The sequence below is a fragment of the Peteryoungia desertarenae genome, assembly GCF_005860795.2.
Classification (GTDB): domain Bacteria; phylum Pseudomonadota; class Alphaproteobacteria; order Rhizobiales; family Rhizobiaceae; genus Allorhizobium; species Allorhizobium desertarenae.
The window spans coordinates 2,969,129-2,981,838 of record NZ_CP058350.1 but is presented as its reverse complement, the minus strand read 5'-3'; the positions used below and the strand labels follow the sequence as shown (position 1 = coordinate 2,981,838).

General features: G+C 59.6%; 15 protein-coding genes. 9 read left to right on the top strand and 6 right to left on the bottom strand.

The genetic code is table 11. The features are described 5' to 3' along the window. Window positions 1–142 precede the first annotated feature (142 nt). Complete coding sequence (locus FE840_RS14575) at window positions 143–934, top strand: DUF2189 domain-containing protein (RefSeq protein WP_138286219.1); 792 nt, start codon at window positions 143–145, stop codon at window positions 932–934. A gap of 112 nt (window positions 935–1,046) precedes the next feature. Here FE840_RS14575 and purB read toward each other — a convergent pair whose 3' ends face one another. From purB to rpe, 4 genes are all read right to left on the bottom strand, one after another. Next, on the bottom strand, window positions 1,047–2,348 hold the full coding sequence (purB, locus tag FE840_RS14570; protein ID WP_138286218.1) for an adenylosuccinate lyase: 1,302 nt from the start codon (window positions 2,346–2,348) through the stop codon (window positions 1,047–1,049). A 60-nt stretch (window positions 2,349–2,408) separates the two neighbouring features. Then, complete coding sequence (locus FE840_RS14565) at window positions 2,409–2,822, bottom strand: hypothetical protein (protein ID WP_246318782.1); 414 nt, start codon at window positions 2,820–2,822, stop codon at window positions 2,409–2,411. 119 nt (window positions 2,823–2,941) lie between these two features. Next, window positions 2,942–3,670 (bottom strand): DUF2259 domain-containing protein, encoded by a 729-nt coding sequence (locus tag FE840_RS14560; protein ID WP_138286217.1) that lies wholly within the window; start codon window positions 3,668–3,670, stop codon window positions 2,942–2,944. After that, window positions 3,667–4,344 (bottom strand): ribulose-phosphate 3-epimerase, encoded by a 678-nt coding sequence (rpe, locus tag FE840_RS14555; protein WP_138286216.1) that lies wholly within the window; start codon window positions 4,342–4,344, stop codon window positions 3,667–3,669. The genes FE840_RS14560 and rpe overlap by 4 nt, the downstream gene beginning before the upstream one ends. A gap of 165 nt (window positions 4,345–4,509) precedes the next feature. Between rpe and FE840_RS14550 the strand changes: the two genes are divergently transcribed. After that, window positions 4,510–5,274, top strand: coding sequence for an SDR family NAD(P)-dependent oxidoreductase (locus tag FE840_RS14550; RefSeq protein ID WP_138286215.1), 765 nt, complete (start codon window positions 4,510–4,512; stop codon window positions 5,272–5,274). A gap of 4 nt (window positions 5,275–5,278) precedes the next feature. On the opposite strand, the gene FE840_RS14545 is transcribed toward FE840_RS14550, so the two are convergent. After that, window positions 5,279–6,367, bottom strand: coding sequence for a branched-chain amino acid ABC transporter substrate-binding protein (locus FE840_RS14545; RefSeq protein WP_138286214.1), 1,089 nt, complete (start codon window positions 6,365–6,367; stop codon window positions 5,279–5,281). 167 nt (window positions 6,368–6,534) lie between these two features. Between FE840_RS14545 and FE840_RS14540 the strand changes: the two genes are divergently transcribed. The 7 genes from FE840_RS14540 to FE840_RS14510 are packed head-to-tail and all read left to right on the top strand — an operon-like array spanning window position 6,535 to window position 12,232. Beyond that, window positions 6,535–7,029 (top strand): flavin reductase, encoded by a 495-nt coding sequence (locus FE840_RS14540; protein WP_343058592.1) that lies wholly within the window; start codon window positions 6,535–6,537, stop codon window positions 7,027–7,029. A gap of 26 nt (window positions 7,030–7,055) precedes the next feature. Next, on the top strand, window positions 7,056–7,985 hold the full coding sequence (locus FE840_RS14535) for an AAA family ATPase (RefSeq protein ID WP_138286213.1): 930 nt from the start codon (window positions 7,056–7,058) through the stop codon (window positions 7,983–7,985). Between the two features lie 3 nt (window positions 7,986–7,988). Further along, on the top strand, window positions 7,989–9,248 hold the full coding sequence (locus tag FE840_RS14530) for a vWA domain-containing protein (protein ID WP_138286212.1): 1,260 nt from the start codon (window positions 7,989–7,991) through the stop codon (window positions 9,246–9,248). Continuing rightward, a complete protein-coding gene (locus tag FE840_RS14525; RefSeq protein WP_138286211.1) occupies window positions 9,245–9,574 on the top strand; it encodes an XdhC family protein in 330 nt (109 codons plus the stop codon). The genes FE840_RS14530 and FE840_RS14525 overlap by 4 nt, the downstream gene beginning before the upstream one ends. Then, window positions 9,574–10,278, top strand: a complete 705-nt coding sequence (locus tag FE840_RS14520) for an XdhC family protein (RefSeq protein WP_138286210.1) — start codon at window positions 9,574–9,576, stop codon at window positions 10,276–10,278. The genes FE840_RS14525 and FE840_RS14520 overlap by 1 nt, the downstream gene beginning before the upstream one ends. After that, a complete protein-coding gene (locus tag FE840_RS14515; RefSeq protein ID WP_138286209.1) occupies window positions 10,275–11,906 on the top strand; it encodes an NTP transferase domain-containing protein in 1,632 nt (543 codons plus the stop codon). Before FE840_RS14520 ends, FE840_RS14515 begins: the two co-directional genes overlap by 4 nt. Before the next feature lie 2 nt (window positions 11,907–11,908). Next, window positions 11,909–12,232 carry a TfoX/Sxy family protein gene (locus FE840_RS14510; protein ID WP_138286208.1) on the top strand — a complete coding sequence of 108 codons (324 nt, stop codon included), beginning with the start codon at window positions 11,909–11,911 and terminating at the stop codon, window positions 12,230–12,232. A gap of 43 nt (window positions 12,233–12,275) precedes the next feature. Here the strand turns inward: FE840_RS14510 and FE840_RS14505 are convergent, their stop codons facing one another. Then, window positions 12,276–12,704, bottom strand: coding sequence for an NUDIX domain-containing protein (locus FE840_RS14505; RefSeq protein ID WP_138286207.1), 429 nt, complete (start codon window positions 12,702–12,704; stop codon window positions 12,276–12,278). Between the last annotated feature and the right edge of the window lie 6 nt (window positions 12,705–12,710).

The following is a 12,710-nucleotide window of genomic DNA, read 5'->3' as shown; positions in this document are numbered from 1 at the left end:
AAGAACACGATGATTAGCCATCTGGCCTGCCACGACCTCGATAGCGGGGTGAGATGCGGTCGATGGTCGTGACGGCACCAGATGTGCCGCCTCATGTTTCACAGACAGCTTGCAGTATTGTTCGCTAGAGGAGGAAATGAGGATGTCGAACTTTCATGTCATGACAGGCGCTTCCGGTGTGCTGGTGCGACCGGAGGTGAGGCGAATATCGACCTCCGATGTGCTGGATGCACTTCGGGCGGGGGTCGAGGACTTCCGTGAAAAGCCATCGCATTATGCATTTGTGGGGCTGATTTATCCGCTGGCCGGTATGGTTCTGATTGCCTGGAGCGCCGGTGTGGATCTCCTGCCAATGATCTACCCTCTGCTGTCAGGATTTGCACTTCTCGGGCCTCTGCTTGCGATCGGCTTGATGGAAATCAGCCGAAGACGCGAATATGGGCAGGATGCAAGCTGGGCGCAGGTTTTTGCCCTCAAACAGTCTCCGGCCTTGCCGTCGCTCCTGATGATGAGCGTCTATCTGTTGACACTTTTCATGATCTGGCTGGTTGCGGCACGCGCCCTTTATCTGGGCTTCATTGGCGATTATCCAAACCCTAGCTTCCTTGGCTTCGCCTCGAACGTGCTTGGGCATCCCAATGCCATGGCGTTGATCTTCTGGGGCAATCTCGTCGGCTTGGGACTGGCGCTGATTGCACTTGTCATCAGCATCGTCGCCTTCCCCCTTCTGCTGGATCGTGACGTCGGTGCTGCGTCCGCAGTCCATACATCGGTACGGGCAGCCATGCTCAACCCGGTGCCTGTGGCGTTCTGGGGGCTGATCGTTGCACTCGCTCTTGTTGCGGGAATGGCGACCTTGATGGTCGGGCTCGTGATTATCGTGCCGATTCTCGGCCACGCCACATGGCACCTCTATCGCCGCATGGTCCTGTAGATCCAGCCTTTGGCCGCTGGAGGATGGTCGACTGCCATCCAGTCGGCATTTGAAACAGTTCAGGCGCATGTTTCCATGCGCCTGAACCAATGTGCGGTGCCATGCTGCGGCTTTAGCCAAAGACGCGCTTGAAGATCGTGTCGACATGTTTGGTGTGATAGCCGAGATCGAACTTCTCGCGGATATCCTCCTCGGAGAGTGCAGCACGCACTTCCTCGTCGGCCAGCAGCTCTTCCAGGAAGTCCTTGCCCTGTTCCCAGACCTTCATGGCGTTGCGCTGGACGAGGCGATAGCTGTCCTCACGCGACACGCCTGCCTGGGTCAGCGCCAGGAGAACCCGCTGGCTCATCACCAGACCACGGAACTTGTTCATGTTCTTCAACATATTTTCCGGATAGATCACCAGCTTTTCGATCACGCCGGCAAGGCGATTGAGCGCGAAGTCGAGTGTGATTGTGGTGTCTGGACCGATCGCCCGTTCAACACTCGAATGGCTGATGTCGCGCTCGTGCCAGAGCGCCACGTTTTCCATGGCCGGGACGACCGACATGCGAACGAGCCGCGCAAGCCCCGTCAGGTTTTCCGTCAGAACCGGGTTGCGCTTGTGCGGCATGGCGGACGAGCCCTTCTGGCCGGGCGAGAAGAACTCTTCCGCTTCCAGAACTTCTGTGCGCTGCATGTGCCGGATCTCGACAGCGACGTTCTCGATCGATGATGCGATAACGCCAAGGGTTGCAAAGAACATGGCATGACGGTCGCGCGGGATGACCTGCGTGGAAATCGGCTCTGGCTGCAGGCCGAGTTTTGCGCAGACATGCTCTTCGACGCGCGGATCGATATTGGCAAAGGTGCCGACAGCACCTGAAATCGCGCCTGTCGCAATTTCTGCCCGGGCGTTGACCAGGCGGTCGCGGTTGCGCGCCATCTCCGCATAGAAGCGGGCGAAGGTCAGGCCCATGGTGGTCGGTTCGGCGTGGATGCCGTGGCTGCGACCGATGCGAACCGTATCCTTGTGTTCGAAGGCACGGGCCTTCAGAGCGGCCAGCACACGGTCCATATCGGCAATCAGGATATCGGCGGCGCGGACCAGCTGAATGTTCAGCGTTGTGTCGAGAACGTCGGAAGACGTCATTCCCTGGTGGACGAAACGGGAATCCGGGCCGATGAACTCGGCGAGGTGTGTGAGGAAGGCGATGACGTCATGCTTGGTGACAGCTTCGATCTCGTCAATCCGGGCGACATTGAACTCGGCTGAGCCACCCTTTTCCCAGATCGTACGTGCCGATTCCTTCGGAATAACCCCAAGCTCGGCCAGCGCGTCGCAGGCATGGGCCTCGATCTCGAACCAGATGCGAAACTTGGTTTCGGGCGACCAGATGGCGACCATTTCTGGTCGGGAATAGCGCGGGATCATGGAAAGTTCTTTCTTGGCTCTGAAAATGTTGGCCCGCTTTAGCAAAGCAGGACAGCAATCTCAACGCCTGTGGGCCGCCAGCAGACCGGCAACCGCTGCGAGTCCACCAAATCCGAAGGGCAGATAATGAGGCAGGCCGAGGACGGCGAACTGGTAGACCGCAGAGGCGGAGGTGAAAACGAACTGGAACATCCAGATGCGGGAGAGGAAAGGGGCGTGCCACTGGGCATAGAAGAGACGATACTCCAGCGCAAACAAGCCTGCCGTTGCTGCAATCGTGGCGACCCCCAGAAGAAGAAAGCCGGCTGCAAATTTGGTTTCGGTCGGGCGGCGTCCCGGCACCTGCCATAAGAGGGGCAGTGCGACCAGCCAGCCAAGAACGGCACCCGTGAAATAGAGAACCAGCAGGACGCTGTCATGGCTGCCGGTCGGTCGACCAATGATGTAGAGCGAGGCGAGGAAGGAAAGGGACATTGCCACGCCCCAACCGAGCGCGCCGCCGAGCCAGAGCGATACTTTCGGCAGTCTCCCGCCAAAGTGCTGTCGAGAGGGCTCTCGCGCCAGTCTCGAGCCGTCCTCTTTGCCAAAAACCGTCATGGGCGGACAGGGATCGCGATCCAGCGACCATCCTGACCCTCGAAACCGAAGCTGTAGGTCATGACGAGGACCATATGCAGGGTTGGGCCTTCAAACGGAAAATGTGTGACGACGCCACCCAGGCGGTAGCCGCTCGGACAGTTTCGGCTCCCCGGAATGCTCTTGTCTTCATAGACGAGCCGTTCTGTCTCGGGCTTGTCGTCTTCGCTGATCTGGAGACGGAAACCCGCAACCTCATCGACGCGATCCTTGCAAGAGGCCGGAGCAGGCTGAGTGAATGTTTCGAGCGTCAGGGTGTAGCGCGTTCCATACTGGCTTTCAGTCGGGAAGGGCACATAACGCAATTCTTGGGCCGGGCTGCTCAATTCGCTGACCGGGTTAAACGCCACCCATTGACCCGGATCTGCGGCAAATTTTGATGAATCTAGAAAGGGCGCTGCCTTTTCCATCGCCATCGACCGTGCTTCGGCAAGCGAGCGCGTCTCGTCATCCAGCCGCACGCGGATCGGTGTCCCGGGTAGATATTTGTCCTTTATGGTGTCGATGACAAAAATGTCGGCATAGGGAAAACCCGAACCGTCCTGAATGCCGAACTGTTCGAAGGCGAAGGTGTCACCATTTGCAGAAAAGCCGAGCGGACGAATACTGGCGATGTCGGCGGCTGTCGCCGGTGCATGCCAGGCGAGTATGGCGGTCGCCGCGATGGCTCTTCCGAATGCTGTCAACCGCGTCCTCCTTCGGCTGCCTGCCGGAGAGTGTCGACCGTTTTGCGATAATCGTCAACGCCCCGTCCCTTGTAGATTGCCGACCCGGCAACCAGCACATTGGCGCCGGCTTTCGTCGCAAGCGGGGCTGTCTCCGGCGTAATGCCTCCGTCCACTTCCAGGTCGATCGGGCGATTGCCGATCAGTGCTCTGGTCTTTGCAATCTTGTCTGTTGCTGAAGGGATATATTTCTGGCCACCGAAGCCTGGATTGACGCTCATGATCAGGATGAGATCGAGATCATCCAGGACATGCTCGATCGCCGAAAGCGGTGTTGCCGGATTGAGCGAGACGCCTGCCTTCTTGCCCAGCGCCCGGATCGACTGCAGCGAGCGATGGAGATGCGGTCCGGCTTCAGCATGTACAGTGATGATATCGCAACCGGCATCAGCGAATGCCGGGAGGAAATTGTCAGCAGGCGCAATCATCAGATGGCAGTCGAAGACGGCTTTCGTATAGGGACGCAAAGCCTTGATCACCGCCGGGCCGAAGGAGATGTTGGGCACGAAGTGGCCATCCATAACATCGAGATGGATCCAGTCCGCGCCGGCATCGACGACGTCACGAACCTCATCGCCCAGCCTGGCGAAATCTGCAGCCAGTATGGACGGGGCGATCAAAACGGGTTGCGACATGAAAGAACTCCTTGCGGTAGTTGATGTCTGGAGGGCTAATTTGCGCTCGCCATAACACTCACCCCATAGCTCGGCAACAAAACCTTGGTGGAGCATGATATTATCCGCCGCTTGACCTTGCGAAGGGCACGAGGCATCCCTCTTCATGCAATGGAGGAGATGGACATGGGACGACTGGCAATCATCACAGGCGGCAGTTCGGGGATCGGACGGCATCTCGTTTCAGCCTTTGCGCGCGAGGGCTATGATGTGGCCTTCGGGCACTTTCAGGACGATGCTGCTGCGGCGGAGGTGATCGCCGAGGTCGAAGCCCAAGGCGGCAGAGCCTTCGCCATGTCCTGCGACGTGGCGGACATGCTGGCGACGGAAGAGTTTGTTGCGTCGGCGGAGAACTGGGCCGGTGAGGCACCGGAAGTGCTGATCAACAATGCCGGCATCCAGACCTGGGCGCCGCTGCTGGAGCTTTCCGAGGAACGGTGGGATGCCGTTATCCGCACCAATCTCAAGGGAACGTTTGTCAATACGCAGGTCGTCGCGAAACATATGATCGCTGGAGGCAAGCGCGGATCGATCATCAATCTCGGGTCCGGCTGCAACAAGCACGCCTTTCCGCGGCTCGTCGATTATACGGCCTCCAAGGGAGGTATCGAGCAGTTCACCAAGGTTTCGGCAGTGGAGCTCGGGCCTCATGGCATCCGCGTCAATTGCGTGGCGCCGGGTGCGATTGAGACCGCGAGGACCAAGGCCGAGGCGCCGGATTATGCCAAGACCTGGGGCGATGTAACGCCGCTTCGGCGTGTTGGAACGCCGGAGGATATCGCCGGGCCGGTGCTGTTCCTTGCCGGAGATCAATCCGCCTTTGTCACGGGGCAGACCATCTGGGTCGATGGTGGCGTCTTCACCCAGGCCTACTGGCCTTATCCTCTGTGACGTTTTACTGGCTGTTGGGTGAAACGGTCTCGAACCTGTCGCCCTGCCAGATGCCAAGGCGATAGGGATTGTCGACCAGTTCCTGATCATCGCCAAATGTGACGGTGCCAATTGCCGTGTCAAAGGCAGTTCCGACAAGCGCATCGATCAAGGGCAGGCCCATGGCGGAGGAAATCCCATGCGCGTCTGCCAGAATGGTCACTGCCGCATGGGCGGGGAGGGCGTAACCTTCCATGACGACGCCATCTGCCGTGAAGCGTTCCGCCACACCCGGCTGGTCGGTGGGCGGCAGGCTTTCGGGTGGCAAGACGGCCAGCACACCATCGGCGAGTGGGACAGGCTGATCGGCAGCAGACAGTGTGTCGCCACCCAGCAGCGTCAAAGTGATACCCTCGGCGGCAGCGTCGCGGGCGATGATGGCGGCATCATTGCGGTCGCCGCCGATGAAGACATGCGTCGCCCCGGCAGACTTCAGGCGGCGGACCAGCGCCACCTGCTGTTCCTGTCCGGGACGAAAGGTGTCGATGAAGACAGGCTTCAGTCCTCGCTCCTCAAGACTAAGCCGGATTGCTTCGGAGAGTTCGCGTCCACGGATCGTGCCGTCTTCGATCAGGGCTACGGGCTTGTCGGCCCAATCCCGAAGAATGACTTCGGAAAGTTTTGCACTTTCCTCCGTCGTCGTTGGCGCCAGCCGGAAGAAAGGCCAACCCTCCTTGAGCGAATCTTCCATCAAGCCTTTCCACCGAACGGACAGGGAGATGGCTGGAATTGCCTTTTCGGCCAGTATGGGCAATGCGCCATCCAGGCTTTCGCTGCAGAGAAAACCGATGGCGCCAATGGCACCGCTATCGCGAATCGCTTCGCCGATCGAAGCGCCACTTCCCGCTTCACAGCTCTCGTCTATGGGGACGAGGCTTATGTCGAGACCCTTGGCCGCCACGCCTGCACCAGCGCGCACCTGATCACCCAGCACGGAGAAGGCGCCGGTCTGGGGCGCGACAACTGCGATTGTCAGGCTGTCTGCCCTGGCTATCGAGCCCCATGGTGAGATCACCAGAAGGGTGGCCGTCAGGCTTGCCAAAAGACTTTGCATGTTCACTCCGTGGCTTTTCTGCGCCAATCCTATGGCAAACCGGCGTTGGAGGAAATGGAATAGGCTGTTCTCTTTCATGGGCAAAGTTCAGCCACGTTGTGGAAAATGTAAAACTTGTTGCCCATATTGCCGCCATGACACGATCAGCGGTGCGCGGAGCGAAAGAATTGTTGAGCAGGCAGGAACTGGACCCCACGACCTATCGTGAGGCGATGAGCCATTATGCGGGGCATGTGCAGGTGGTTACGACCGATCACGCTGGCATCAAACGCGGTGTCACGATTACGGCGGCCTGCTCGGTATCCGACAGTCCACCCATGGTGCTTGCCTGCCTGAACAACGGGAATGAGAGCAACGCGGTTTTTTTCGAAAGCGGCTATTTTGCGCTGAATACGCTCGCTGAACCGCATCTCGATCTTGCCAATGCCTTCGCCGGCTTCGGCAAGCTCCTGGTGGAAGAACGCTTTGCGCTTGGTCGTTGGACAACGCTTGTCACGGGCGCACCGGTTCTGGAGGATGCGATTGTTTCCTTTGATTGCCTGGTTGTCGACCAGAAGGTCACGGCGACCCATACTGTTCTATTCGGTGAAGTGAAGGCCGTGAACTTTGGACCCGACCGGCCTGCTCTGCTCTATCTGGACCGGGGCTTTCGCACGCTGTAAGATTTTCCGAACGTCTGGGAGGAGACATGCCGGAAAGTGCCGAACTGCCAAGGGCGGAATCGATCGATTCCGTGATCGAACTTCTGTCACAGCATGATTATCTGGCTGGGCGATCGCTTGCGACCGTCGTGTTTCTCGCTCTGCGCATGCAGCGACCACTGTTTCTCGAAGGCGAGGCGGGTGTTGGCAAGACCGAAGTTGCCAAGGTGCTGGCCAAGGCGCTGGATCGACCTCTCATCCGATTGCAGTGTTATGAAGGGCTGGATGTTGCCTCCGCCGTCTATGAATGGAACTATCCGGCCCAGATGCTGGAAATCCGCATGGCGGAAGCAAGCGGCGTTTCAGATCGTGGGCGGCTTGAAGGCGACATTTTTTCCGAACGCTATCTGATCCGCCGGCCCGTCCTGCAGGCGCTGAGCGGTGAGCCGGGCAAGGCGCCTGTCTTTCTGATTGATGAGCTTGATCGCACGGATGAAGCGTTCGAGGCCTTCCTGCTGGAGGTACTCTCCGATTTTCAGGTGACGATCCCCGAATTCGGTACGGTGAAGGCTGCCGAGCCGCCGATCGTCATCGTCACCAGCAATCGAACCCGAGAAGTCCATGATGCCCTCAAACGGCGATGTCTCTATCACTGGGTCGACTATCCGAGTGCGGCGGACGAACTGGCGATCATCCGCCGCAAGGTTGCGGGCTGCAACGAACAGCTGTCGCGCCAGATTGTCGCCTATGTGCAGCGGTTGAGGACCATCGACCTCTTCAAGAATCCGGGTATTGCCGAAAGCATAGACTGGGCGACCGCGCTCACCGAACTGGATCGGCTGGCGCTTGATCCGGAAACCATCGGCGACACTCTGGGTACGCTGCTGAAATATCAGGAAGATATTGCCCGTATCCAGGGCGGCGAAGGCCAGGCTGTGCTGGCGGCCGTCAAGGCCGAGCTTCTGGCGGCGAGTTAGGCCATGCAGCTGGCAGGCGGAAATGACGGAATTGTTGTGCCGCCGATCGCTGCCGGCGACGGGCGTTTTGCAGACAATATCCTCTATTTCGCAAGGGTTCTGAGAAAGGCCGGTCTAAAACCCGGGCCCGGCGCCGTTGTCGATGCGATCGAGGCAGTAGATGCGCTCGGCATTGGCTCCCGTGTCGAGTTTCATGCAGCGCTTGGTGCCATTTTCGTCAAGCGGCATGAGGATCAACCCGTCTTCGATGAAGCCTTCGAGGTCTTCTGGCAGTCGCGTGACCTGGTCGGCAAGATGATCCAGCTCATGTCGCCGCGCTCGCCGGATCGGTCAGAGACGCAGAAGCCCAAGGCGGGCCAATCGCGCGTCAGCGATGCACTCATGGGCCAGAATCAGCGACCGGAGCGAGAAGAGCGCGAGACGGAAGTCGAGGTCGATGCCCGGTTGACCATGTCTCCAGGCGAAGTCTTCAGGCGCATGGATTTCGGTCAGATGAGTGCAAGGGAGCTTTCTGTCGCTCGCCGTGAAATCGAGCGGCTCCGTCTGCCTGTGGATACTGTGAAGACGCGGCGCTATCAGCCAACGCCCCGGGGGCGCCGGATTGATCCGCGAGCCAGCATGCGCCATTCACTGCGCACCGGGGGCGATTTGATGTTACCCCGCGTTCGCGAGGTTCGGGTTCAGGCGCCGCCGCTTGTCGTGCTCGCAGACATCTCCGGTTCGATGAGCCAGTACAGCCGCATTTTCCTCCATTTCCTCCATGTGCTGAGCGAGCGGCGACGTCGGGTGCATGTCTTTCTTTTCGGGACGCGGCTCACCAATGTCACCCGGCAATTGCGCCACCGCGATCCCGATGAGGCGATTGCACGATGTACAGAGGCCGTTGCAGACTGGTCGGGCGGTACCCGCATCGGTGAGACGCTGAGGGTCTTCAATCGCCAATGGGGGCGGCGGGTATTGGGGCAGGGCGCCGTCGTGCTGTTGATCACCGATGGGCTGGAGCGCGAGGATATCGATTTGCTCGAGACGGAGACTGACCGCCTGCATCGCTCCTGCCGTCGGCTGATCTGGCTCAATCCGCTTTTGCGCTTCGAAGGTTTCGAGCCGCGGGCCCGAGGGGTGCGGGCCATGCTTCCACACGTCGACGAACTTCGCAGCGTCCACAATCTGCAGGCTCTCGGTGATCTTGTGGCGGCATTGTCTGCCCCGGTCAGTCGTGCGTCTGACCCGCGCCGTTTCCTGCTGGATGAAAGGGCATCATGATGACTTCGATTGATATGCGCGATCCGCTGTTGGTTGCGGAAAGCTGGATGTCAGAGGGGCGGGACGTGGCGATTGCCACGGTCATGGAGACCTGGGGATCCGCGCCGAGACCGGTCGGCAGCCATCTTGTGATTGACGCCGACGGAAATTTCGAAGGTTCGGTGTCGGGAGGCTGCGTGGAGGGGGCCGTCATCACCGAGGCCATCGAGGTCATCGCCGAAGGGGAACCACGCATGCTTGAATTCGGCGTGGCAGACGAGACAGCCTGGAGGGTGGGCCTGTCCTGTGGCGGGAAGATCCGTGTCTATGTGGAAAGGCTTGGTTGATGGATCCCCACAGCCTGAAGAAGCTCAACAAGGCGCGTTCATCGAGGCAGGCAGCAATCCTTGTTACTGATCTTGCGGAGGGGCGCGATCGGGTGGTGCTGGAAGGTGACGAGGTTGCCGGCGCTCTCGGCGAAGAGGTGTCGTCGCGCTTCCTGTCCGGAAAGTCCGGACTGGTCGACTGCGACGGCCGGTCCTTTTTCCTCAATGTCCATCTCCCACCACCGCGCATTGTCATCATCGGCGCCGTGCATATCAGCCAGGCGCTCTATCCCATGGCGCAGATGACGGATTTCGACGTGACGATCATCGATCCGCGCAGTGCCTTTGCGACGGCAGAGCGCTTCGGTGGGGTCAACTTGATCGCAGACTGGCCACAGGATGTTTTGCCGCTCAAGCCTCTTGACCGCTACACTGCGCTCGTCGCGGTTACGCATGACCCGAAGATCGATGATCCAGGGGTTGAAGCGGCGCTCAAGGCCGGCTGCTTCTATGTGGGCGCGCTCGGCAGCCGCAAGACCCATGCGAAACGGGTGCAGCGCCTGACGGAAGCGGGATTTGGCGAGGTAGATATCGCCCGGATCTCAGCGCCCATCGGGCTTGAGATCGGAGCTGCCACGCCGGCGGAGATCGCGGTCGCCGTCCTTGCCGATATCATTCTGGCCTACCGCAAGCGCGCCCTCGATCGGTCAGGGGCGTCGAGATGAAATTCGGGTCTTTTGCTCTTACGGATGCTTGTGGGGTCATACTTGCTCACTCAATCCAGGCCGGAGAAACGCGGGTCGGCAAGGGCAAGGTGCTGGGGCCGTCTGACATTGAGCTCCTTGCCCATCATGGTGTGTCGGACGTGATCGGCTGCCGTCTTGATGGAGATGATCTCGGTGAGGACGATGCCGCGCATCGGCTGGCCGAGGCGATTACCATGTCCGGAATGCGGCGAACGCCAGCGACAACGGGACGAGTGAATTTCTACGCCACGACCAATGGTCTGTTCCGGGCACACCGTGTGCTGGTCGATGCGTTCAACCGGGTCGATCCGGCAATTACGCTCGCCTGCCTTGCCGACTATAGCGATGTTCGTGAAGGCGATCTGATCGCCACGATCAAGATCATTCCGCTTGGTGTGTCGGAAAGAAGTGTCGACGAGGCGCGGATCGTGCTGGAGAGCGCCATCGCTTTTGAATTGCTGCCCTATTCGGCGCATGATGTACATCTGGTGGCAACCATGTTGCCGTCGCTCAAGCCCTCCGTGATGGACAAGACCGTGCAGATCACCGGGCGGCGTCTGGCCGCGTCAGGCAGTGTTCTGGCGTCCGAGCAGCGAGTTGCGCACAGAGCCGAAGCCGTGGCCGAGGCCCTTCAGTCAGCTCTTGTCGCGCAAGGCAATCGACCAAGGCTGTTGCTGGTCTTTGGCGCATCGGCAGTCTGTGATCCGAATGACGTGATCCCCGAGGCTATTCGATTGGCCGGTGGCGTTGTGGATCAGGTCGGCCTGCCGGTCGATCCTGGAAATCTCCTGGTGCTTGGGCATATTGACGATGTGGCCGTCATTGGTGCGCCTGGCTGTGCGCGTTCACCGAAGGAGAATGGCTTTGACTGGGTCTTGCGCCGACTTCTGGCGGGGGAAACTCCGACGGCGCATGATCTGAGCGGTTTGGGTGTCGGTGGCTTGCTGATGGAAATTCCGAGCCGTCCGCTGCCGCGTGCTGTTGCAACCGGTGCAATGCGCAAGGAGCAGATCGCTCTGGTCGTGCTCGCAGCGGGGCGTGCCAGTCGGATGGGTATCGAAGATCGCCACAAGCTGCTTGCCGAATTTGACGGTGAGCCCCTCGTGCGACGGGTCGTAAGGCAGGCGAGCGAAGCAGACCTCGGTCCGGTCATCGTCGTGACAGGCCATCGCAGCAAGGATGTCGGTGCTGCACTCGATGGACTGTCTGTGCGGCTTGTCAACAATCCCGATTATCCCAGTGGAATGGCAAGTTCGCTGAAGAGCGGGCTTGCTTCGCTGGATGAGGGGTGCGGGGCAATGATGGTGCTTCTGGCTGATATGCCGAACGTACTTGCAGAGGATATCAAAAAGCTGGCCGAAGCCTTCAAGCTTCATCAGGGGCGGGCGGTCATCCGGGCGGTTGCCGATGGGCAGCGCGGTAATCCTGTGATTCTGCCGCGTTCGACCTTCGAAGCGCTGCGCATGATCGAAGGCGATATTGGTGCACGGCCAATCATCGAAAGCTCCGGTCTGCCCGTGGTCGATATCGAAATCGGCGCAGCGGCACGGCTTGATGTCGATACACCCGAGGCTGTCATTGCAGCCGGCGGTGTACTCAAGGACTAGCCATGGATAAAGCGGAGATCGAAGATCTGTTTGCAGAGCTAGGGTCGGTCTCTGTCCGGAGGATGTTTGGCGGACACGGCGTCTACCATCAAGGACTTATCATTGCTGTCGAGGTGGACGGCGAGATCCTGTTGAAAGCCGATGCGGAGACTGCGCCGCTCTTTGAGGCGGCTGGAGCTCAACGCTGGGCCTATGCCGGAAAGAAAGGCAAGCCGATTTCCATGCCCTATTGGAGCGTGCCCGATTATGCGGCGGACGATCCAGAGGATTCCGCAAGATGGGCGCGGCTTGCGTTCGAGGCTTCGATGAGAGCCGCGAAAACCTGAGGCAATCAGGCTCACTCTCGATATCTGGAAAGGCTCTCTATCTTCACGCGCCGCGTACAACCGCACCGGGTAGGAGCGGCAGAATTGCCTCGGTGAAGACGGATAGCGGCTGGGGAAGAGCATCAAGCGCAAACCAGCCTATGTGCGAAAGCTTGTCCGGCTCGGTCAGTTTTGCTTCACCCTCGGTATCGTCGCTCACATAGAGAAGGGAGACCCAGTGCTGGCCGTCGGCCTCGATCAACTGTTCGGTCATGCCGACATAATGAACAGCGCCGATCGACAAGCCTGTCTCTTCTTCCGCTTCGCGGCGTGCCGCTGCCTGCGCCGGTTCCATGTGATCGACCTTGCCGCCGACAATGTTCCAGTATCCTGCTTCCGGAGCCTTCATACGCTTGCACAAAAGCAATTTGCCATCCCGAAGGATGGCAAGACCGACGCCAAGGCCTGGACAATCGATACCTGGACGCGTCAAGGCTGA

What these genes read in the sequence shown, in the direction of transcription:
- FE840_RS14575 (WP_138286219.1), top strand. Translation starts at nt 143, where the DNA reads ATGTCGAACTTTCATGTCATGACAGGCGCTTCCGGTGTGCTGGTGCGA.
- purB (WP_138286218.1), bottom strand. Translation starts at nt 2,348, where the DNA reads ATGATCCCGCGCTATTCCCGACCAGAAATGGTCGCCATCTGGTCGCCC.
- FE840_RS14565 (WP_246318782.1), bottom strand. Translation starts at nt 2,822, where the DNA reads ATGTCCCTTTCCTTCCTCGCCTCGCTCTACATCATTGGTCGACCGACC.
- rpe (WP_138286216.1), bottom strand. Translation starts at nt 4,344, where the DNA reads ATGTCGCAACCCGTTTTGATCGCCCCGTCCATACTGGCTGCAGATTTC.
- FE840_RS14550 (WP_138286215.1), top strand. Translation starts at nt 4,510, where the DNA reads ATGGGACGACTGGCAATCATCACAGGCGGCAGTTCGGGGATCGGACGG.
- FE840_RS14545 (WP_138286214.1), bottom strand. Translation starts at nt 6,367, where the DNA reads ATGCAAAGTCTTTTGGCAAGCCTGACGGCCACCCTTCTGGTGATCTCA.
- FE840_RS14535 (WP_138286213.1), top strand. Translation starts at nt 7,056, where the DNA reads ATGCCGGAAAGTGCCGAACTGCCAAGGGCGGAATCGATCGATTCCGTG.
- FE840_RS14530 (WP_138286212.1), top strand. Translation starts at nt 7,989, where the DNA reads ATGCAGCTGGCAGGCGGAAATGACGGAATTGTTGTGCCGCCGATCGCT.
- FE840_RS14525 (WP_138286211.1), top strand. Translation starts at nt 9,245, where the DNA reads ATGATGACTTCGATTGATATGCGCGATCCGCTGTTGGTTGCGGAAAGC.
- FE840_RS14520 (WP_138286210.1), top strand. Translation starts at nt 9,574, where the DNA reads ATGGATCCCCACAGCCTGAAGAAGCTCAACAAGGCGCGTTCATCGAGG.
- FE840_RS14515 (WP_138286209.1), top strand. Translation starts at nt 10,275, where the DNA reads ATGAAATTCGGGTCTTTTGCTCTTACGGATGCTTGTGGGGTCATACTT.
- FE840_RS14510 (WP_138286208.1), top strand. Translation starts at nt 11,909, where the DNA reads ATGGATAAAGCGGAGATCGAAGATCTGTTTGCAGAGCTAGGGTCGGTC.